The sequence below is a fragment of the Rhodobacteraceae bacterium D3-12 genome, assembly GCA_025916135.1.
Lineage (GTDB): Bacteria > Pseudomonadota > Alphaproteobacteria > Rhodobacterales > Rhodobacteraceae > JAKGBX01.
In genome coordinates this window covers 1502441-1523136 of the sequence record CP104793.1, presented here as the reverse complement: position 1 = coordinate 1523136, position 20696 = coordinate 1502441, and the positions used below count along the sequence as shown (strand labels likewise).

18 protein-coding genes are annotated in these 20696 nt (G+C 61.8%); 10 read left to right on the top strand and 8 right to left on the bottom strand.

Annotated elements, in window-relative coordinates:
* Positions 1 to 124: 124 nt before the first annotated feature.
* The gene (locus tag N4R57_07520) at positions 125 to 829 is read right to left on the bottom strand and encodes a DUF1223 domain-containing protein (protein UYV38867.1); all 705 of its coding nucleotides are present in this window, start codon (positions 827 to 829) and stop codon (positions 125 to 127) included.
* 377 nt (positions 830 to 1206) lie between these two features.
* On the opposite strand from N4R57_07520, the gene acnA reads away from it, so the two are divergent.
* Positions 1207 to 3951: an aconitate hydratase AcnA gene (gene acnA, locus N4R57_07515; GenBank protein UYV38866.1), complete on the top strand. Its 2745-nt coding sequence runs from the start codon at positions 1207 to 1209 to the stop codon at positions 3949 to 3951.
* Positions 3952 to 4193: 242 nt separating this feature from the next.
* Here the strand turns inward: acnA and N4R57_07510 are convergent, their stop codons facing one another.
* The 3 genes from N4R57_07510 to N4R57_07500 all read right to left on the bottom strand — a co-directional run bounded on the left by N4R57_07510 (position 4194) and on the right by N4R57_07500 (position 6813).
* Positions 4194 to 4745, bottom strand: a complete 552-nt coding sequence (locus N4R57_07510; GenBank protein ID UYV38865.1) for a PIN domain-containing protein — start codon at positions 4743 to 4745, stop codon at positions 4194 to 4196.
* Between the two features lie 79 nt (positions 4746 to 4824).
* A complete protein-coding gene (locus N4R57_07505) occupies positions 4825 to 6051 on the bottom strand; it encodes a class I SAM-dependent rRNA methyltransferase (protein ID UYV38864.1) in 1227 nt (408 codons plus the stop codon).
* A 42-nt stretch (positions 6052 to 6093) separates the two neighbouring features.
* Positions 6094 to 6813 carry a hypothetical protein gene (locus N4R57_07500; GenBank protein UYV38863.1) on the bottom strand — a complete coding sequence of 240 codons (720 nt, stop codon included), beginning with the start codon at positions 6811 to 6813 and terminating at the stop codon, positions 6094 to 6096.
* Between the two features lie 313 nt (positions 6814 to 7126).
* On the opposite strand from N4R57_07500, the gene edd reads away from it, so the two are divergent.
* A complete protein-coding gene (gene edd / locus N4R57_07495; protein UYV38862.1) occupies positions 7127 to 8950 on the top strand; it encodes a phosphogluconate dehydratase in 1824 nt (607 codons plus the stop codon).
* A gap of 81 nt (positions 8951 to 9031) precedes the next feature.
* Here edd and N4R57_07490 read toward each other — a convergent pair whose 3' ends face one another.
* From N4R57_07490 to N4R57_07480, 3 genes are all read right to left on the bottom strand, one after another.
* Positions 9032 to 9292, bottom strand: a complete 261-nt coding sequence (locus N4R57_07490) for a hypothetical protein (protein ID UYV38861.1) — start codon at positions 9290 to 9292, stop codon at positions 9032 to 9034.
* A complete protein-coding gene (locus N4R57_07485; GenBank protein ID UYV38860.1) occupies positions 9289 to 12102 on the bottom strand; it encodes a glutamine-synthetase adenylyltransferase in 2814 nt (937 codons plus the stop codon). Before N4R57_07485 ends, N4R57_07490 begins: the two co-directional genes overlap by 4 nt.
* 178 nt (positions 12103 to 12280) lie before the next feature.
* A complete protein-coding gene (locus N4R57_07480) occupies positions 12281 to 12676 on the bottom strand; it encodes a nuclear transport factor 2 family protein (GenBank protein UYV38859.1) in 396 nt (131 codons plus the stop codon).
* Between the two features lie 54 nt (positions 12677 to 12730).
* Here N4R57_07480 and N4R57_07475 point away from each other — a divergent pair, with 54 nt between their 5' ends.
* From N4R57_07475 to ilvN, 7 genes are all read left to right on the top strand, one after another.
* Positions 12731 to 13192: a YbaK/EbsC family protein gene (locus N4R57_07475; GenBank protein UYV38858.1), complete on the top strand. Its 462-nt coding sequence runs from the start codon at positions 12731 to 12733 to the stop codon at positions 13190 to 13192.
* Positions 13193 to 13372: 180 nt separating this feature from the next.
* Positions 13373 to 13864: a DUF2852 domain-containing protein gene (locus tag N4R57_07470; GenBank protein ID UYV38857.1), complete on the top strand. Its 492-nt coding sequence runs from the start codon at positions 13373 to 13375 to the stop codon at positions 13862 to 13864.
* Positions 13865 to 13952: 88 nt separating this feature from the next.
* Complete coding sequence (locus tag N4R57_07465; GenBank protein ID UYV38856.1) at positions 13953 to 14432, top strand: RDD family protein; 480 nt, start codon at positions 13953 to 13955, stop codon at positions 14430 to 14432.
* Positions 14433 to 14526: 94 nt separating this feature from the next.
* Positions 14527 to 15411, top strand: a complete 885-nt coding sequence (locus tag N4R57_07460; protein UYV38855.1) for a hypothetical protein — start codon at positions 14527 to 14529, stop codon at positions 15409 to 15411.
* Between the two features lie 127 nt (positions 15412 to 15538).
* Entirely contained in the window at positions 15539 to 16354 is an 816-nt protein-coding gene (locus N4R57_07455) for an arginyltransferase (protein UYV38854.1), read from the top strand.
* Between the two features lie 558 nt (positions 16355 to 16912).
* On the top strand, positions 16913 to 18667 hold the full coding sequence (locus tag N4R57_07450) for an acetolactate synthase 3 large subunit (protein UYV38853.1): 1755 nt from the start codon (positions 16913 to 16915) through the stop codon (positions 18665 to 18667).
* 29 nt (positions 18668 to 18696) lie between these two features.
* Positions 18697 to 19257 carry an acetolactate synthase small subunit gene (gene ilvN / locus N4R57_07445; GenBank protein UYV38852.1) on the top strand — a complete coding sequence of 187 codons (561 nt, stop codon included), beginning with the start codon at positions 18697 to 18699 and terminating at the stop codon, positions 19255 to 19257.
* Positions 19258 to 19278: 21 nt separating this feature from the next.
* On the opposite strand, the gene N4R57_07440 is transcribed toward ilvN, so the two are convergent.
* Positions 19279 to 19620 (bottom strand): hypothetical protein, encoded by a 342-nt coding sequence (locus N4R57_07440; protein ID UYV38851.1) that lies wholly within the window; start codon positions 19618 to 19620, stop codon positions 19279 to 19281.
* A 227-nt stretch (positions 19621 to 19847) separates the two neighbouring features.
* On the opposite strand from N4R57_07440, the gene N4R57_07435 reads away from it, so the two are divergent.
* Positions 19848 to 20696 carry a helix-turn-helix domain-containing protein gene (locus tag N4R57_07435; GenBank protein ID UYV38850.1) on the top strand — a complete coding sequence of 283 codons (849 nt, stop codon included), beginning with the start codon at positions 19848 to 19850 and terminating at the stop codon, positions 20694 to 20696.

The window sequence follows — 20696 nt, the reverse complement described above, 5'->3', positions numbered from 1 at the left end:
CCGACCATAGGCCCGCTTGGGGCATGCTCTGCGCACCTAGGCGCTCCGCGACCGCCCAACGGGCCGCCCGCGCCTGAACGCCGGCAAATATCTTCCGATCAAAGCTGAAATACTGGCCGAAGCCTCATTCGACCCGCGCGGCGGCAACAATCGGGCCAAAGCCTTTTTGCTGCACGATCACGGCCATCGGCAATTTGCCCGCCGCCTTTGCGCTCAACGCCACGGGCTTGGCGCCGTTCCACTCGCCGATCACCTGCCACTCGCGCACCACGTTTGCGTATGAAATCGTCTTGCCAGCGTTTTCGCCGCGGCGAATATCAACCTTCACCTCCGGCTCATACTGCACCAGTTGAACCACCATCGGCCCGGCACCCTGCCCGCCACTGGCGCGGATCATCACCTGCCCACCCTCGCGGCTGGCCTTAAGCACAATACTCTGAGTGCGCGCCTGATAGCGTTTGATAATCTCGCTCACATCCATCGGGTGGTTGCCAACAACATGGTCCTGCCCGTGAATAATCATCTGCGGCGTATAGACCGAGCGTCGTTGCCCGGCCCGCGCATAACCATGCTGGCGCAGGGTGAACTTGTGGTCGGCGAAAACATCTTTCCAGCCGATATAATCCCAGTAATCGACATGCATAGACAGCGCGACCACATCCGCCCGCTTGGCCAGCTTGTGCAGAAACGCATCCGCCGGAGGGCAGCTTGAACAGCCCTGACTGGTGTAAAGCTCGACCACGATCAACGGCTTGCCCGCCGGTTGCGCCGAAACGCTCGCCGCCAAAACCACCCAGATTGCTGCCGCCCATGCGATTAGTCGCGTCATGACCGATGTGTCCCTATTTGCTGATGCATGTCCGTCCCCTCTCTTCCTTATGCAGCCACGATTGAAATAACCAATCAAGGTTTTGCGAGTAAGAGGTGAGCCACCGCCTCCAAACCGGAATTCGTCGCGAATTCCGGCCCGAATTCCGTCACGGAATTCCGCGCGCCAGGTGCAGCGGTGCGAACACCCGCCCCTGTCCACGCCCCTGTCAACGCCCCGCTGCACGCCAGAAACCGCAGACGTCAGGCAGAATACCGGCCAAATCCGCGCTTTTGTGTGCAATAGTATACAAAAAAGCCGAACGCCCCCTTGATCCGACTCCTATGATGCGTCAAAAGCGGGCGCGACGACATTCCTCATCTGCCGGAGACAGCCAAATGCCAATCACAGTTGGACAGGACACCGCCAAAACCCGCAAAACATTGAGCGTCGGCAACCAATCGGTTGCTTTCTACTCGATCCCCGCCGCCGAAGCTGCGGGCTTGGGCGACTTTTCTCGCCTTCCCGCCGCGCTCAAGGTGGTGCTGGAAAACATGCTTCGCTTTGAAGACGGCAAGACCGTCTCGGTCGATGACATCAAGGCCTTCGCCGAATGGGGCGCCAAAGGCGGCAAGAACCCCCGCGAAATCGCCTATCGTCCGGCCCGCGTGCTGATGCAGGATTTCACCGGCGTTCCCGCCGTGGTTGACCTCGCCGCCATGCGTGACGGCATCAAGGCCCTCGGCGGTGACGCGCAAAAGATCAACCCGCTCAACCCGGTTGACCTTGTCATCGACCACTCGGTCATGATCGACGAATTCGGCAACCCGCGCGCGTTCCAGATGAACGTCGACCGCGAATATGAACGCAACATGGAGCGGTATCAGTTCCTCAAATGGGGCCAGTCGGCGTTTAACAACTTCCGCGTTGTGCCGCCGGGCACCGGCATCTGCCACCAGGTGAACCTCGAATACCTTGCACAGACCGTCTGGACCGATACGGACCAGAACGGTGACGAAGTCGCCTACCCCGACACGCTCGTTGGCACCGACAGCCACACCACCATGGTCAACGGCCTTGCCGTGTTGGGCTGGGGTGTTGGCGGGATCGAAGCCGAAGCCGCGATGCTGGGTCAGCCGATCTCGATGCTGATCCCCGAAGTGGTCGGCTTTGAGCTGACCGGCGCGATGATGGAAGGCACCACCGGCACCGACCTCGTGCTCAAAGTGGTCGAAATGCTGCGCGCCAAAGGCGTTGTTGGCAAATTCGTCGAATTCTACGGCGCTGGCCTCGACAGCCTGCCGCTCGCCGACCGGGCCACGATCGCCAACATGGCGCCCGAATATGGCGCGACCTGTGGCTTCTTCCCGATCGACGGCGAAACCCTGCGCTACATGCGCACCACCGGGCGCGACGACGACCGCATCGCGCTGGTCGAAGCCTACGCCAAGGAAAACGGCTTCTGGCGCGACGAAAACTATGCGCCGATCTATACCGACACGCTCAGCCTCGATATGGGCACCATCGTTCCGGCCATCTCCGGCCCGAAACGCCCACAGGATTACACCACGCTCGATCACGCCGCCGCGGCGTTCCTCGATGTGGTGAACGAGTATCGCGGAACCGACTCGGAAGACGCCGCCTCTGACATGGCAGCCGAAGGCCCGACCCCGACCGCGCCCGCCGATCCGCGCAAATCCATCAAGGTTGCGGGCGAAGACTATGAAATCCGCGACGGCTCGGTCGTGATCGCCTCGATCACGTCGTGCACCAACACGTCGAACCCTTACGTGATGATCGGTGCGGGCCTCGTTGCCCGCAAGGCGCGCGCCCTTGGGCTTGACCGCAAACCTTGGGTCAAAACCTCGCTTGCACCGGGTAGCCAGGTTGTGTCGGCCTATCTCGAAGCCGCCGGGCTTCAGGAAGACCTCGACGCCATCGGCTTCAACCTCGTTGGCTATGGCTGCACCACCTGTATCGGCAACTCCGGCCCGATCCAGAAAGAGCTCTCCGAAGCGATTGCCGAGGCTGACCTCGTCGCCACATCGGTGCTCTCGGGCAACCGTAACTTCGAAGGCCGGATTTCGCCGGATGTGCGTGCCAACTACCTCGCCTCGCCGCCGCTCGTTGTGGCCTATGCGCTGGCCGGTGACATGAACATCGACCTCACCAATGACCCGCTCGGTCAGGACAAAGACGGCAACGACGTCTTCCTCAAGGACATCTGGCCAACCACGCAAGAGGTTGCAGAGCTGGTCGAACAGACCGTCACCCGCGAGGCATTCCAGTCGAAATATGCCGACGTCTTCAAAGGCGACGAAAAATGGCAGGGCGTCGAAACCACTGGCGACGAGACCTATGACTGGCCGCCGACCTCGACCTATATCCAGAACCCGCCCTACTTCCAGGGGATGAGCAAAGAGCCGGGCAAGATCTCGAACCTCAGCGGCGCGCGCATCCTTGCGGTTCTGGGCGATATGGTCACCACGGACCACATCTCGCCTGCCGGGTCGTTCAAGCCTGAAACCCCCGCCGGTCAATACCTGACCGAGCATCAGGTGCCGGTGCGTGAGTTCAACTCCTATGGCTCGCGCCGTGGTAACCACGAAGTCATGATGCGCGGCACCTTCGCCAACATCCGTATCCGGAACGAGATGCTGGATGGCGTCGAAGGCGGCTACACCAAAGGGCCAAGCGGCAAGGAAACCTCGATCTTTGATGCCGCCATGGCCTATCAGGACGCCGGCACGCCGCTGGTTGTGTTTGGTGGCGAGCAATACGGCGCGGGCTCCTCGCGTGACTGGGCCGCCAAAGGCACAGCGCTTCTGGGCGTCAAAGCCGTGATCGCCGAAAGCTTCGAGCGTATCCACCGCTCTAACCTCGTTGGCATGGGCGTGATCCCGTTCGAATTCACCGGCGGCGACTCGCGCAAATCCCTTGGCCTGACCGGCGAAGAGACTGTGGCGATTTCCGGCCTCGACACCATCGAACCGCTTCAGGAAGTGCCCTGCGCGATCACCTTCACCGATGGCTCGGTGAAAGAGATCACCCTCAAGTGCCGCATCGATACCGCGATCGAGATCGAATATATCGAACACGGCGGCGTGCTGCACTACGTGCTGCGCAACCTCGCCAAGTCGTAAGACGTTCGCAAATCCGATAGGGAAGCGCCCCGGCCATTCGGTCGGGGCGCTTTGCTTTGAGCGCCAAGCCCGGCCAGCGTCAGCCCCTGGGATGACGACCCAACGTGAATGGCAAAGCGCTTTATACCGGCTCAGTCTTCCCAAGAGAACCAATGGCGCTCTGCCCTCAGCCAATCGTCAGCCCACGGGAGGGGCTGACGATGGCCCGGCGGCCTGCGGCCTTGATTCCGGGCCTCCCCGCCTCAATCGAGCCGCGCACGCACCGCCTTGCCCAGCCTCGGCAACCGCGCCTTTTTCAACAGCGCCCGCGCGCTCCAATCCTCTCCGGACAAGCGCCGCGCCTCTTGCACAATCCGCGCAACAACGCCCTCAACGCCCTCCGCGTACCCCTGCCAAAAGCCGAGCAGAAACGCATCCGGATCGACCCGGCTCACCCCCTCTTCGGCCAAAATCTGGCGTGGGAAATCTTTGGCATTCATCGTCACGATCACATCTGCAGACCCGGCAATCGCCGCCGCCAACACATGCACATCCGCCGGATCGGGCAACCACAGCCGGTTCTCCAGCGACTCGGGCCACGACACCGCCGCCTCCGGCCAACGCGCCTTGAGCATCGCCACCTCGCCGCGCGCCTGTGCCTCGCCCTCGGGGCCAAGCTTGCGCGCCGCACGCGCCCATTCTTCCATGATCCGATCCGACCAGCGCGGCTCGTAGGCGTCCAACCCGGCCACGCCAAGCAAGACCTCCCGCATCACTGTCGGATAGATCACACAGGCGTCCAGAACCGCTCTCATAAAGCGTTCCTCGCCAAACCCGACTCACAGGTTTTGAGCAATGCGCGCGAAACGCTTGAATATCGCGCCGCGCCCCGCCTCAATCGCGCCCCGAAGGTAACGCGTGACCGTTTAGCCGGAAAAACAACGCCTTGAGGTAACCGCTCTCGGCCAGCTGCGGGTGCATCGGATGGTCCGGCCCGGCAAAGCCGGTGTGGATCAAACTGCCCTCGCGCCCGGCCCGGCCAATCCCGCGAATAGAGGCACCGCGAAACTTCGCCAAATCCGCCGCGTGCGAACACGAACACAGAGCCAGAATGCCGCCTTCGGCGACCAGCCCCGCCGCAATCCGCGCGACCTTCTCATAGGCCCGCAACCCCGGCTCCAACGCCTGCTTGCTCGGCGCGAATGCGGGCGGATCACAGATCACCACGTCAAACCGCTCTCCGGCCTCGGCCAATGCGTTCATCGTGTCAAACGCGTCGCCCTTGCGGGTGGCAAACTGCCCCTCAAACCCCGATGCGCGCGCGCCCTCCTCGGCCAGCGCCAGCGCCGGGGCCGATCCATCAACCGCCAAGGCGCTTTCCGCACCGCCTGCCAATGCGGCCAAGCCAAAACCGCCAACATGGCTGAACACATCCAACACCCGCGCCCCGCGCGACAGCCGCGCGGCAAAGCCCTGATTCTCGCGCTGATCGAAAAACAGCCCCGTCTTCTGCCCGCCCATCAGATCGGCCATATAGGTGGCCCCATTCATCACCACCGGCACCGGCGCCCCCGGCGCCTCGCCCAACAAAACCGCCTGATCTTCGTCCAATCCTTCAAGGCCACGCGCCCGCCCGCTGGCGTTTTTGAGGATGCAACTCACCCCCGTCACCTCGGCCAGCGCCGCGCTCAACTCATCCAAGCGCACTTCGGCCCATGCGGCATTGGGCTGAATCACCGCCACATCGCCGAACCGGTCGATCACCACACCGGGTAAACCGTCGCCCTCGGCATGGATCAACCGGTAAAACGGCGCATCATAAGCCCGCTCGCGCAACGCCAAAGCCCGGCGCAGCTTGTCGGCAAACCACGCGCGATCAATCACTGTCTCGACATCGCGTGACAGCATCCGGCAGAAAATCTTGGAATTCGGGTTCACCGCCACCAAACCGATGTCGCGCCGCTCGGCGTCCTGCAAAACGGCAATGCCACCGGGCGCAATCGCCTTGGTCCTCCGGTCGCTCACCATATCATTGGCAAAGACCCAAGGATGCCCATGGCGCAAACGCCGTGCATCAGATTTCGGTTTCAGGCGGACAAATGGATAAGGGGACGGCTGCATGGCCGTCCCCTTACATGTTTCGCTGTCCCTGTGAAAGGGGGCTTAGAACAAGCTGTTCGTCCGGTCACCGGCGACAAGCGCCTTGCCCGATGCTTTAAGCGCGGTTTTGCGCGGCTTTTTGACAACCGGGGTCTCGGTCACATTGCGCGACACAACATCGCCGCCCTGCGCCGCCACGCCCGAGGTTTTGCCCAATTCTTTCTGAACAACCGAAATCAAACGCCCGGCGATCCGCTTGCGCTGTGTCACACCGTTGCGCTCTGCCGCGATGGCACGTGCGCCGCCAAACGCTTTGAACGTCGCGTCAATCGGGCGCGGCTCGGCGACCGGCTGACGGGTTTCGGGGTTCAACAGATGCATCACGAACTGAATCTCGTGACGGCCACCAACGGTATAGCGCGTCTTTTCGGTCAACGCGTGAAAGCGGGTCACTTCGATCTCAACCAGAACCGGCACCTTGCCGTTGCTGGTTTTCGAGACTTGAGCCAAGCTCTCGTCGAAAATCTTCTTCACCTGAGCGTGGCGGTCGCCCAAAGGTTCCCCCCGCCAGACGATATCACCTGTCGGATAATAAGAGTTCGCTTCCGAAACCTTCAACGCGTTCGGCACGCGAACCTCAAAACCGACCATTTTCATCGACGGGGCCACAGCAGCGACACTCGGCGCTTCAAACGGCGCGTTCCGCGACGGCGCTTCTACGCCTGCGCAACCAGAAACGGCCATTCCCAAAACGACCAATGCAACCATACGAACACGTTTCATGTTCATCCTCCTTCGGGTCTCAAGCCCTGAATTTAATCTCGACCGAAGATCATCAAGAAATTAGACAAATTTTAGGCACCCCCGCGGTAATCACGGGGTTTTCGCGCGGCAAAGTCTTGGTTTGGCTGGGTTTTGAGTCTTTCGCGCAACAGATCGTGGAGTTGTTAGCGCTAATATGCTCTGCTACATCAAGACAACGACCACAAAACAGCGACGATACGACCGCAACACGCCCCAACCGCGCGTCGCCCCCGCTTTCTAGGCGGCGCAGCGCAGGGCTTGCATCCGCCGCAAAAGACACAGGACATAGCATATGACACTCCATCCCACAGTTGCCCGCGTGACAGACCGGATCATCTCCCGCTCGCGTGCGGGGCGGTCGCGGTATCTTGCGTCGATGCGTGATGCGGCGTCACAGGGGCCATCGCGCGCCCATCTCTCCTGCTCCAATCAGGCCCACGCCTATGCCGCAATGGGACAGGACCAAACCGCGCTCGCCACCGCGCCTGCGCCCAACCTCGGGATCATCACCGCCTATAACGATATGCTCTCGGCGCATCAGCCGTTCGAAACCTACCCCGAACAGATCCGCAACACCGCCCGCCGCCTCGGCGCCACGGCCCAGGTCGCAGGCGGCGTGCCCGCCATGTGCGATGGCGTGACCCAAGGGCAAAGCGGCATGGAGCTCTCGCTGTTCTCGCGTGACGTGATCGCGCTCGCCGCCTCGGTGGCGCTCTCGCACAATACGTTCGACGCGGTGGTGATGCTGGGCATCTGTGACAAGATCGTGCCCGGCCTCGTGATCGCCGCCGGCGCCTTTGGCCACCTGCCCACCATGCTGCTGCCCGCCGGTCCAATGACATCCGGCCTCTCCAACGATGAAAAATCGGCGGTGCGCAAACGCTTCGCCAAGGGCGAGATCGACCGCGCCGAGCTGATGCAGGCCGAAATGGCCGCCTACCACGGCCCCGGCACCTGTACGTTTTATGGCACCGCCAACTCCAACCAGATGCTGATGGAGATCATGGGGCTTCACATGCCCGGCGCGGCCTTTATCAACCCCGGCACCGATCTGCGCCGCGCGATCACCGATGCAGGGGTTGAAACGATCCTCGGCCAAACCGCCTTGGGCGACAGCTATCGCCCCGTGTGCGAGGTGCTCGACGAACGCGCCTTTGTGAACGGCATCGTCGGGCTGATGGCGACGGGTGGCTCAACCAACCTTGTGCTGCATTTGCCGGCCATGGCGCGCGCTTTCGGCATCCTGCTGACGCTCGAAGATTTCGCTGACCTCTCGGCGATTACCCCACTGCTGGCGCGGGTCTATCCCAACGGGCTGGCGGACGTGAACCACTTCCATGCGGCGGGTGGCCTTGGCTATCTCATCGCGCAGCTGCTCGACGCGGGCCTTGTCCACGAGGATGTCACCACCGTCGGCGGTCGTCTCGAAGACTACACCCGCGAGCCACAGATCGGCGCGGACAACGCGCTAAGCTATGCCCCCGGTGCGGCGCAGTCCGAGAACACCAAAATCCTGCGCCCCGCCGCCGACCCGTTCCAACCCTCCGGCGGGCTGCAACGCCTGCTTGGCAACCTCGGCGAAGGCATCATCAAAATCTCCGCCGTCGCCCCCGAACATCACGTGATCCAAGCACCCGCCCGCGTGTTTGATGGCCAGCAAGCGGTGATCGACGCCTTCAAAGCGGGCGAGCTGGACGGCGACGTGGTCGTCGTGCTGCGCTTTCATGGCCCCCAAGCCAACGGAATGCCCGAATTGCACGCGCTAACACCGACGTTGTCAGTGATGCAGGACCGCGGTCAACAGGTCGCTCTTGTGACCGATGGGCGGATGTCCGGCGCGTCGGGCCGCATCCCTGCCGCGATCCACCTCTCGCCCGAAGCCGCCGCCGCCGGCCCGCTCGCGCGCGTGCGCGATGGCGATATCATCCGCCTCGACGCCAAGGCCGGAACGCTCGACAACCTGTCAGAGGCCTTCGCGGAACGCCCCGTCGATCACGCCGACCTCTCGGCGCGCCATTCCGGCACAGGGCGTGAATTGTTCGAGCTGTTCCGCCGCAACGCCAGCCCCGCAACCCAAGGTGCCAGCCCGCTGTTCTTCGACGACTCCGAGACCTGAAAGCGCCACTCCGCCCGCCCCGCAACGCACCCGTTTTCTTTCAAAGAAAACGACCCGGAATTTTTGAAAAATTCCGCCCGCTCAGTTCAGCCGACCACGCCGACCACCGCGCCGTCCGGTTTTTGCGGCCCGGCTCAGCCCCTCGCGCAACACACCGGTCATCGGGTGATCCGCTTCTGTGCCATAGCGCTGCAACAACTGCGCGATCGTGCCTTTGGGGTCCATCCCATCGGGCAGGCTCAAGGCCCAGTCGAGAAAAATCACCCGGCATTCTTCTATGCCGATATCCATGCGATAGGCCTCGCGGATCAATGCTTTCGGATCCAATTCATCCCCCTTCATGCATCTCCCTCCGGCAGCCGCGTCAACGCCGCCTCTATCACCGCGCGCGCCTCATTTGCCCGCTCCGCCAACATTTCGCCCAGCGCTTCAAAGCTCTCGACCCCGGTTTCACGGTGCACCATCGCCCGTCCCCCACCGCCAACACCCTCCGGCGACAGCGGCTTTTCACTCAGCAAACGCGCCACCGCCTGCACTTTCCAGCAAAGCGTATAGGACGCGACAAGCGCTGCGCTGTCTCCGTCACTCAGCCATCCAATCGCGACACCGGCCTCCAGCCCCGCTTGCGTGCTGCGCCCCGGAACCCCGCCCATCAACGCGCCGGCCTGCGCAATCAACTCGATATCCTGCATCCGGCCGGGGCCGATCTTGGCGTCCCACGGCCCGTCCGGCGCTTTGGCCGCCGCAATCCGGGCGCGCATCTCGCCCAGCTGCTTCAACACCTCGCCCCGGTCGGCCCCCTTCTCGGGCAGTAGCCCCGCACGAAACGCCTCTATGTCAGCGCCCAGCCCCATGTCCCCCGCCACAACCCGCGCCCGCGTCAGGGCAAGATGCTCCCAAACCCAAGCCTCCCCCGATTGGTAATTCTGAAAGCTCTGCCAACTCGTCGCCACCGGCCCCTGCGTGCCGGACGGGCGCAGCCGCATGTCCACCTCATAAAGCCGCCCCTCCGACATCTGCGCCGTCACGGCCGTGATCATCGCCTGCGTCAGTCGCGCGTAATAGGGCCGCACCGCCAAGGGCCTGCGCCCCTCGGACATCTCCGCGCCGTCCGGGTCATAAATCACGATCAGATCCAGATCAGAGGTCGCATTCAACCGCCCCGCCCCAAGGCTCCCCATGCCCAACACACAAGCACCCCGCCCCGGCGGCGGCCCGTGCTTGGCGGCAAAATGCGCCACCACCTCGGGCCACAACGCCCTCAATGACGCCTCGGCCAGATCGGCATAGCTCGCCCCCGCCTCCTCGGCCTCGATCAAGCCGCGCAAATGATGCACCCCAATCCGAAAGTGCCATTCTTTGGCCCAGCGCCGCGCAAGATCGAGCTTGCGCTCGTAATCGGGCTCCTTCGCCAACACCTCCGCAAGCGCCGCGCTTAAGGCTTCGACCCCCGGCCAGTCGGCAAAGAAATCCCCGCCGATCACCGCGTCAAACACGCCTGAATTGCGCGACAGGTATTTTGCCAGCGCGGGCGACGTCGCAACAATGTCGATCAACAGGTCCACCAGCGGCGGGTTCGCCTCGAACAGCGAAAACAACTGCACCCCCGCTGGCAGACCGGCAAGGAAACCGTCACAGGCCAGCAAGGCCGCATGCGGGTCCGCACTCTCGCTCAGGCGCCGCAAGAACTCCGGGCGCAATCGGTCGAAAATCTCGACCGCCCGCTCCGAGCGTAACGCCGCATAGCTGGGCCAACGCGCCAGAATGTCCTTGTCGAACGTCTCCAAGGGCGGCGCATCTTCGGGCTCCTCCGGCGTGGCATCGGGGGCAAAGAACCCTTCGGTGACCTCGTGAACCTCTTCCAATCGCGCCCGCAAATCCGCCTCGAACGCGGCCCGCTCCATCCCCATCAAAGCGGCAATCCGCGCGATCCCCTCGTCCGAGTTGGGTAACAAATGGGTCTGCGCGTCATTCACCATCTGGATGCGGTGCTCGACCTCGCGGTGGTGGCGGTAATGGCGGCTCAACACCTCTGCCGCCTCCTGCGGAAGCCAGTCCTTCTCGGCCAGCACCCGCAACCCCTCAACCGTGCCGCGCACCCGCAGATCAACATCACGCCCACCGGCAATGATCTGCCGCGTCTGGGTGAAAAACTCGATCTCGCGAATGCCGCCGCGCCCCAGCTTCATGTTGTGCCCCGGCAGGCTGATCGTGCCGCCCAGCCCCTTGTGCTCGCGAATGCGCAGCCGCATGTCATGGGCGTCGCGAATGGCCGCAAAATCCAGATGCTTGCGCCACACAAACGGCGTCAGCGTCTTGAGAAACCCGTCCCCCGCCGCAATATCCCCCGCACAGGGGCGCGCCTTGATATAGGCCGCCCGCTCCCACGTCCGCCCAAGGCTCTCATAATACCGCTCCGCCGCCTCCATCGCCATGCAGACCGGCGTCACCGCCGGATCGGGGCGCAGCCTCAGATCGGTGCGAAAGACATACCCCTCGCCCGTTAGATCATTCAGCATCGCCGACATCTTGCGCGTCGCGCGCACGAAACTCGCCCGCGCCTCGTGGAAATCATCACGCTCGAACCGGCTCTCGTCGAACAGGCAGATCAGGTCGATATCCGAGCTATAGTTCAGCTCCCCCGCCCCCATCTTGCCCATGGCCAGCGCGAACCAGCCGCCCAGCGTCTCCAGATCATCTTCCGTCGCGCCCGGCAGCTTGCGGCGCTTGATCTCGGGCACCAACGCCACCCGCATCGCCAGACGCACGGCCAGATCGGCAAAGCGGGTCAAGGTGCCCGTCACCTGTTCCAGCGCCCAAACACCGCCCAGATCAGCCAGCGCCAGCAACAAGGCCACCCGCCGCTTGCCGCGCCGCAACTCATCCGCCAAAGCCCCGGCCTGCCCGTCAAGCGCGACCACCTCCAGCCGGGCAAACTCCGCCTCGATCGCGTCTTCCGGTGCCTCCAGCGCGGGCCATAGCCACGCGGCCTCCTTGGCCAGCAATCCGCTCAGATACGGGCTACCGCCGCCCATCCCCGCAATCAAAGCGCCAAGGTCGCCATCGGCGTCGGGCAACAAAGCCCGCGCCTCGGCCCCTCGGTCGGCGTCAAACACATGTGGCAAGCGGGTGATACGGGTTTGAAATTGCATAGTCCGGTGATGGCCTGCAGGTCGGGCGAGGTCAATAAGTTTGCTCGATAAGCGTGGTGAATAAGCCTGGTGAATAAGCCCGTCGCGAACCGGCGCACATCGCATCAGGGACCGCGCCCTATCCCCTACTCCTACGGCCTACACGACGCGCCCGCCGCCGTGGCACCACGCACAGCGCCTATGGCACCCCCGCCCCAACCGGCGTGTCCTGACTAAAGAGGTTGCGCCACCCCGCGCCGTCCCTCTGCCACAACGAAGAGACATACATCGCCTCCCACGCCTCGCGCCCCACCCGCCGGAACGCCGCGTGATAGCACAGCATCGCATACGCCTCCCCCACCGGCAGCACCCGCGCCTCGCTCAACGTGAACGCCTCCACCGTCGGCCCATCATCCAACTGACCCGCGTGATCCTCAATCCCGGCAAACCCGTCTGGATACACCCCCAGAAACTCCGGCAACAGCAACGCCGCATCCGCCGTCGCATCGCCCGTAACCAACGCCTGCCAGACGCGGGTTTCCAGCTTCAGCATTTCTTCAATTGTCGGGGCTACATATTCTGCATTAACCTTCATGCCCAAACCCTAGCCCCGATCGCCGCTCTCTGTCCAAGACGAAAGACCAGCTTCATGTCGAAATCCCTCACCCGCGTGCGCGCCGCCCTTGAAAACATCTCGGCCATCGTTCTTGAAACGGGCGAGGCACGTACCGCCCAAATGGCCGCCGACGAACTCGGGGTCGAGGTGGACCAGATCGCCAAATCAATCATCTTTCGCGGCGAAACCTCCGGCGCCGCGATCCTCTTCATCACCGCGGGCGGCAATCAGGTCGACCTTGGCAAAGCCTCCGCTCTGGCCGGTGAACCCTTGGGCAAGGCTGACGCCGCGCTGATCCGTAGCCAGACCGGCTTTGCCATTGGCGGTGTGTCGCCCGTCGGCCACCTCACCCCGATCCGCGCCTTTCTTGATCCGCGCCTGATGGAGTTCACCCTCGTCTGGGCCGCCGCCGGCACGCCGCGGCATGTGTTTTCGGTTGCGCCCGGCGATCTAGAACAGCTTTCCGGGGCAAGCGTGGCCGATTTCACCACATAACCGCACCACCTCAGATCAACACAGCCACCAGCTAATACGCTGATTATAAATCAGTTTTCAAATTAATGTAAAAAACATTTACATACACCCTTGTCAAACCTCTCCCCAACCCCAATCTTATCAATGTGAAAGGCATTTACATTACGCCCTCACAGTTCACATTCTAAAACGGAGAGAGATATGACAACCGCAGCCACAAACGCCCCCGGAACCGCCCATCAGGGTTGGTTTACCAAAACCGAGGCGTGGCTCGACGACAAAGGGAAAGGTGCCTGGATAGCCGCGATGGTTCTCGGGTTCGTCTTCTTCTGGCCCGTCGGCCTCGCCCTTCTCTTCTACATGATCTGGAGCAAACGTATGTTCAACGGTTCCTGCCGCAAATCCCGCCGCCACGCCCGTCATTCCGGTCACGCGCACCACATGCGTCGGCATGGCTCCTCCGGCAACACCGCGTTCGACGCCTACAAAGAAGACACCCTGCGCCGTCTCGAGGACGAACAGGACCAATTCGAAGCCTTCCTCCAGCGCCTGCGCGAAGCCAAGGACAAGACCGAGTTTGACCAGTTCATGGAAGACCGCGCCTTTCGCGCCGCCGCCGAAGCGGATGCCGATACTGGCCGCGACACCGGCGAAAACGCTGGCAACGACAAAGACGAGCCTGCCCGCGCCTAACCGCGCCTGACCGCTCGTCCCAAACGCCCGGCCCTTCCCCCGGCCGGGCGTCCCTCGTTTTTTCACCAAAACGCCCTATGTGAGAGCCATGCGCTACTTCGACACCCATACCGACGACCCGTCCGACCCGTCCTGGCATCAGCCCGACCCCCATCATCAGGCAGATTTCTACGCCGATGTGCCGCTCAAACGCCTGCTTGCGTTTCTGGTCGACACGCTCTTGATGCTGCTTCTCGCGGTGGTGATCGTGATCCTCACCCTTGGTATCGCGGCGATCTTTATCGTGCCGGTCTGGTGGATGCTGAACTTCGCCTATCGCACCATCACGCTGGCCAATGGCTCGGCCACGCCGGGGATGCGCCTCTTTGCGATCGAATTTCGCAACGCCCGTGGCGCGCGCTTTGATCAGTCCGACGCCTTCCTGCACACGCTCGGCTTTATGCTGTCGTTTACCTTCTTCCCGGTGCAACTCGTCTCGATGATCCTCATGGCCACCTCCGCCCGCGGTCAGGGGCTCTCGGATCATGTCCTCGGCACCGTCGCCATCAACCGCCGCGCGGCGGGCTGATCTGCGGGGGCATTTTCCCCGCAACCAACCTGTGCAATGCGCCCGCGCTCGTGATAGTAACGCCAAAACGTCACTGTCACGGGCCCTGCTCACCTTGCGCCAGACCGATAAACCCAACCCGATGGACGCCCTCCTGCGCGCCCGCCTGCGCATTCCCGAAGGCGCGGATTTCCGGCTCAAGGCGCTGCGGGTCCTCATGTCGGCGGTTGATGCGTTCAACCGTGGCGTCACCGGGCAAGCCTTCTTTGCCCTGCGCGAGACCGAAGCCACCCTGATCGAACTTGACGGGCGCACCGGCCCCGACCTCGTGCGCGCCCTGTTGGCAATGAACGGCGGCACCACGGTCACGCCGCATGGGCTGCACCATGTGCCGGCCTCCGGGCCGGTCATCATCGGTGCCACCCACCCCACCGGCACGTTCGACTTTATCACCCACGCCGGTGTGCTGCTCGACCATCGCCCCGATCTCAAAGTGGTCGCCAACCGCGAGGGCGAACGCTTTGTCGGCCCCGACCGCACCATCCCCGTTGATCTTGATCGCAAGGACAACGTGCTGTCGGCCCGCGCCACCCGCGACGGGATGCACGCGCACCTCGCAAGCGGCGGCGCTTTGCTGGTGTTCGGCTCTGGCCGCGTGCCGGGCCGCAAAAAGGGCCTGCTGGTCGAACCGCCTTGGCGCCCCGGCATCACCCGCATCTCCGCCCTCACCGATGCGCCGATCGTTCCCGCCTCGGCCAACTTGCGCAATTCGCGGCACTATTATCGCACCCGCACCCTTGCCCGCCTGCTCAGCGGCGGCAACGACGATATCGGCCGCACCGTGGCCTCGCTGCGTTATGCCTCTGAATTACTCGCAAAACTCGGCGGCAGCTATGATGTGCACTACGGCCCTGTTCAGCCCCCCGGCACCGCGCCCGATGTCCTCCAAGACCTCGCCGAAAGCTTGATCCCCGGCCTCTATCGGCCCGCCGGCGCATAGCCACTGCGCCTTTGGCTCCGCCAAAGCCCGCCCGAAAGCCCCCCCACATTAACTCTAATTTTCATCAAGTCTTTGACATCGCGCCCCTGCTTGATAACCTCCCCCTGAAACCCAGATAAAATAGTCCATGCGCCACACCTTACCCATCGCCCCACAGTTTTACGTGACCGCCCCGCAACCCTGCCCCTATCTCGAGGGCCGGATGGAGCGGAAACTGTTCACCGCACTCCAGGGCGAGAGCGCAACAAAACTGAACGATTCACTCTCCAAACAAGGCTTCCGGCGCTCGCAAAACGTGCTCTACCGCCCGTCTTGCGCCGATTGCTCTGCCTGCATGTCCGCCCGCATCCGCGTCGCCGACTTCGCCCCGTCCAAAAGCCAAAAGCGCGTCACCCGCCGCAATCGCGCCCTCGACCGCCGCGCCACCTCGCCTTGGGCAACCGAAACACAATACGACCTCTTTCGCCGCTACCTTGATAGCCGCCACGCCGATGGCGGCATGGCCGATATGGATGTGTTCGAATTCGCCGCCATGATCGAAGAGACCCCGATCCGCAGCCGCGTTATCGAATATACCGACCGCGACAACAGCGACGCGCTCACCGCTGTCTGCCTCACCGATGTGCTCGATGATGGGTTGTCGATGGTCTATTCGTTCTTCGAACCCGACATGGCGCGCAACTCGCTTGGCACCTACCTCATTCTCGATCACATCGAAATCGCCCGCGAGGCCGGCCTGCCCTTCGTCTATCTCGGCTATTGGGTGCCCGGATCGCCCAAGATGGGCTACAAGGCAAAATTCTCCGGGCTTGAGATTTACAAAGCCGGTCAATGGACGCCGCTTGGCGACCCACAGGATCACGCCGCAGAAAGCCACCCGCTCAGCACCGATCCGATTGCCGAACAGGTCGCCAATATCTCCCTGCCCGACCTGCGCCGCTAATCGCGCCCGGCGCCGCCCGACAGCCCCCCTCACCTCGGCCCGCACCTGTCCTCTTATCCCTCGGCCCGCGCGCGTCTCTTTGGCCCGCTCCCTTTCACGTCGCCCGCCTCCCTGCGTGCGCTGCGTTAACCTTTACCAACCCTTAATCTGCGCGCCGCCGACGGCAGCCGGGAGTCAGCCGGATGTCAGCCGAATGTCACCCCCCGGCGAACCCGGCCAAAATCACCCGTTAACTTTTGGCTCTTCACGGCGCATTTTTCCGGTTCCAGCGTGCAAATTTTTACGTTTCATTCGTGCGGTTCGCCAAAAACGTAACATAATGTCGCAAAACCACCCCCTCGCGACATGTTTTTCTGCCGCTTTGCGGTTGACGCCCGGTTTTGCCCCACTTAATGTCTCGCCACGCAAAGAAGGGTAATTTCTATGACCGCACTAGTCGTCATTGTAGGAAGAACGCGCATGGGCCGGTAACGGAACCTTACTACCTCCCCATGCGCCCCCGAAAATCGGGGGCTTTTTTATGTGTAAGAACAAGACGTTGAACGGAGCGAGAACAAGATGACACGTCAGATGACCGGAGCGAAAATGTTGGTTCAGGCCCTCAAGGATCAGGGCGTGAGCGTCGTGTTCGGATACCCCGGTGGCGCCGTCCTACCCATCTATGACGAGATCTTTCAACAGAACGATATTCGCCACATTCTCGTCCGCCACGAACAAGGCGCCGTCCACGCCGCCGAAGGCTACGCCCGCAGCACCGGAAAACCCGGCGTTGTCCTCGTAACCTCTGGCCCTGGCGCAACAAATGCCGTAACCGGCCTTACGGATGCCTTGCTGGATTCGATCCCGCTTGTGGTGCTCTCCGGGCAGGTTCCGACCTTCCTGATCGGCAATGATGCGTTCCAAGAAGCCGACACCGTTGGCATCACTCGCGCCTGCACCAAACACAACTGGCTGGTCAAAGAACCGGGCAAATTGTCGGGCACCATACACGAGGCCTTCCACGTCGCCACCACCGGCCGCCCCGGCCCGGTTCTGGTCGATATTCCCAAGGATGTGCAATTCGCCTCGGCCGAATATACCCCGCCGAAAAAGGCCCGCACCTCGCATTACCAGCCCCAGATCAAGGGCGATATGGATGTGATCACCGAACTGGTCGAGGCCATGGAAAAGGCCAAGAAACCAATCATTTACACTGGCGGCGGCGTGATCAACTCTGGCCCCGCAGCAAGCCAGCTGCTGCGTGAGCTGGTGCAGGCCACGAACTTCCCCGTCACCTCCACCTTGATGGGTCTTGGCGCCTATCCCGGCACCGGCGACAATTGGCTCGGAATGCTTGGCATGCACGGTCTTTACGAGGCCAACATGGCGATGCACGACTGCGATCTGATGATCAACATCGGCGCGCGATTCGATGACCGCATCACCGGCCTCGTCAGCGCCTTCAGCCCCGGTTCGACCAAGGCCCATATCGACATCGACCCAAGCTCGATCAACAAGGTGATCAAGGCCGACATCCCAATCGTCGGTGACGTGGCGCATGTGCTTGAAGACATTCTGAAAGTCTGGAAATCACGCGGTCGCAAAACCCAGAAAGACAGCCTCACAAGCTGGTGGGACACCATCAACGAATGGCGTGCGGTTGACTGTCTCAAATTCGAACCCGGCGCCAAAACTATCAAGCCGCAACAGGCTCTGGACCGGCTCGAAGCGCTGACCCGCGACATGGATCGCTATATCACCACCGAGGTCGGCCAGCACCAGATGTGGGCGGCACAGTTCCTGACCTTTAATGATCCCAATCGCTGGATGACCTCCGGTGGCCTTGGCACAATGGGCTATGGCCTGCCCTCTTCCGTGGGCGTTCAGGTGGCGCATCCCGATGCGCTGGTCATCAATGTTGCGGGCGAAGCAAGCTGGCTGATGAACATGCAGGAGATGGGCACCGCCGTGCAATATCGCCTGCCGGTCAAGCAATTTATCCTGAACAATGAACGCCTTGGCATGGTCCGCCAGTGGCAGGAGCTGCTGCACGGAGAGCGCTATTCCCACAGCTGGTCCGAAGCGCTACCCGATTTCGTCAAGCTCGCCGAGGCCTTCGGCTGCAAGGGGATCCGTGTCGATCATGCCGATGATCTGGACGACGCAATCAAGGAAATGCTGGCCTATGATGGGCCGGTGATTGTCGATTGCCGTGTCGAAAAGCACGAGAATTGCTTCCCCATGATTCCGTCGGGCGAACCTCACAACAAAATGCTGCTCGGTCAGGCCTCAACCCAGGACGCAATCAGCACAAGCGGCGCGGTTCTGGTGTAACCGGACCGCAGGCGAAAGGATTTGTTCACATGTCTGCTCTAAAAATCAAAAAAGGGTCGAATAAGCATTCGGCATACAATCTACGCCCGTCGTTCAGCGACGTCATCGAAAGCCACACGCTCGCGGTGGTGGTTGATAACGAACCCGGCGTTCTGGCGCGTGTCATCGGCCTGTTTTCCGGTCGCGGCTACAACATCGACAGCCTGACCGTGGCCGAGGTGGATCACACCGGCCACACCAGCCAGATCACCGTCGTCACCAACGGCACGCCGCAGGTGATTGAACAGATCAAAGCCCAGCTTGGGCGGATCGTCCCGGTGCACAAAGTTCACGACCTCACCGTCGAAGGGGCTGCCGTCGAACGCGAGCTGGCGCTTTTGAAGGTGAACGGCGATGGCGACAAACGCGTCGAAGCGCTGCGCCTTGCCGACATCTTCCGCGCCAATGTGGTCGATAGCACGCTGGAGAGCTTTGTGTTCGAAATCACCGGCACACCAGAGAAGATCGACGCATTCGCCGACCTTATGCGCCCTCTTGGCCTTTGTGAGGTTGCCCGCACAGGCGTCGCCGCGCTCTCACGCGGCGTTTAGGCTCACCATCGTAGCGCTGGCCTAGCAGGCAAGCAGCGCCCGCCCTCTGCGCGGGACAAAATCAATAACGTTTCCCGCGGCTTTGGTCGCGGGAGCAGCCTTCTCGGCCAAGGCGAGCCCTTTAGACTTCAGGTTATCGGCCAACCCCAAATACTGGTTCTGCGCAATAAGCTGAGGCGCACGTACAACACGAAGATCTTGGTCACCGGCAAGCTCAAATTCAATAAAATCGCCCGTGTCCAGCGTCAGACCATCAAAGACACTTTCTCTGCTCGCGCTGTAAAACGCGAGGTCGCCATGATCTTCGCACCAAATCACGGCCTTCTGGTCTTTCTTGTCACTCCAAAGCACGACTCCGTACATTTCAATCCCCGTTTTTCACTTCCCATAGCTCCTTCAATCTTGCTGACGATTTAACCATGTTGAACATTCCCGAAAACGTGTCGCACCTGCCCGGAATTGAGACAGGTTGCCCATTGTTTGACGCCAACTAGCAACAGAATAGATGCGAAAATGCGTCATTTCTTCCAATTCACGTCTGTTCTGTCGGGAAAAAATCGCGCATTCTAGGGGTGAAAAGAACAAGTTCGGTGCAAGCCGACACGGATGGAGAACGCGACTTGCAGGACAGCGCAGACATTGGCACCAACCCGACTGACCCTGCGGAACTGCGGGGAATTTTTGGTGCTAACCTACGCCAACTCGCGAAAAACTACGCCTCTGTTGCTGGGCTTTGTCGCGAATTGGGGATCAACCGAACACAGTTCAACCGCTATCTCTCGGGCGAAAGTTTTCCACGCCCCGACGTGCTGCATCGGGTCTGCGTTTTCTTCAACGTCGACGCCCGCATTCTGTTAGAGCCCGTCGACAGCATCAAGCCCGCAACTGCGGAACTCTTTGCTCATCCGGACATCTCAAATTTTCTCGGTAACGGATCGGCACGCATTGATGAAGAAACCTTCCCCTCCGGCTTTTACCGCTTTAGTCGGCCAAGCTTTGTTGAGCGCGACCTGTTCGTCATCGGATTGGTCTATGTCTACCGCAAAGACGGGTTTTGCCTAGTGCGTGGCTATGAACCTCGCGAAGCCATGGCCCAACAAGGGCTAAGCGCCGACCCGTCTAGCCGCGAATTTCGTGGGATCTTTATTCGTCAGGAACAAGGTGTTGCGGCCCTTATTGCCCGCAACAGGGCGCTCACCTGCTCATTTAACTTCCTGTCGCGGGTATCATCCTATGAAAACAACTTCTGGGAAGGCTACGCCACGCGCACCGTCCGCGAGAGCCACAACAGCCGACGCGCCGCCCGGATGGTTTATGAACATATTCAACTCAACCAAAAGGCCATTTTCGAAACGGCCCGCACCTGTGGCATGAAGCGCCGCGAAGAGCTGCACCCCTTCCATGCCAAGCTTTTGAACCTCGACATGGACTTCAAATAG

Excerpts from the sequence above, each read along its gene's own strand:
- N4R57_07520 (UYV38867.1), bottom strand. The coding sequence starts at position 829 with ATGACGCGACTAATCGCATGGGCGGCAGCAATCTGGGTGGTTTTGGCG.
- acnA (UYV38866.1), top strand. The coding sequence starts at position 1,207 with ATGCCAATCACAGTTGGACAGGACACCGCCAAAACCCGCAAAACATTG.
- N4R57_07510 (UYV38865.1), bottom strand. The coding sequence starts at position 4,745 with ATGAGAGCGGTTCTGGACGCCTGTGTGATCTATCCGACAGTGATGCGG.
- N4R57_07505 (UYV38864.1), bottom strand. The coding sequence starts at position 6,051 with ATGCAGCCGTCCCCTTATCCATTTGTCCGCCTGAAACCGAAATCTGAT.
- N4R57_07500 (UYV38863.1), bottom strand. The coding sequence starts at position 6,813 with ATGAAACGTGTTCGTATGGTTGCATTGGTCGTTTTGGGAATGGCCGTT.
- edd (UYV38862.1), top strand. The coding sequence starts at position 7,127 with ATGACACTCCATCCCACAGTTGCCCGCGTGACAGACCGGATCATCTCC.
- N4R57_07490 (UYV38861.1), bottom strand. The coding sequence starts at position 9,292 with ATGAAGGGGGATGAATTGGATCCGAAAGCATTGATCCGCGAGGCCTAT.
- N4R57_07485 (UYV38860.1), bottom strand. The coding sequence starts at position 12,102 with ATGCAATTTCAAACCCGTATCACCCGCTTGCCACATGTGTTTGACGCC.
- N4R57_07480 (UYV38859.1), bottom strand. The coding sequence starts at position 12,676 with ATGAAGGTTAATGCAGAATATGTAGCCCCGACAATTGAAGAAATGCTG.
- N4R57_07475 (UYV38858.1), top strand. The coding sequence starts at position 12,731 with ATGTCGAAATCCCTCACCCGCGTGCGCGCCGCCCTTGAAAACATCTCG.
- N4R57_07470 (UYV38857.1), top strand. The coding sequence starts at position 13,373 with ATGACAACCGCAGCCACAAACGCCCCCGGAACCGCCCATCAGGGTTGG.
- N4R57_07465 (UYV38856.1), top strand. The coding sequence starts at position 13,953 with ATGCGCTACTTCGACACCCATACCGACGACCCGTCCGACCCGTCCTGG.
- N4R57_07455 (UYV38854.1), top strand. The coding sequence starts at position 15,539 with ATGCGCCACACCTTACCCATCGCCCCACAGTTTTACGTGACCGCCCCG.
- N4R57_07450 (UYV38853.1), top strand. The coding sequence starts at position 16,913 with ATGACACGTCAGATGACCGGAGCGAAAATGTTGGTTCAGGCCCTCAAG.
- ilvN (UYV38852.1), top strand. The coding sequence starts at position 18,697 with ATGTCTGCTCTAAAAATCAAAAAAGGGTCGAATAAGCATTCGGCATAC.
- N4R57_07440 (UYV38851.1), bottom strand. The coding sequence starts at position 19,620 with ATGTACGGAGTCGTGCTTTGGAGTGACAAGAAAGACCAGAAGGCCGTG.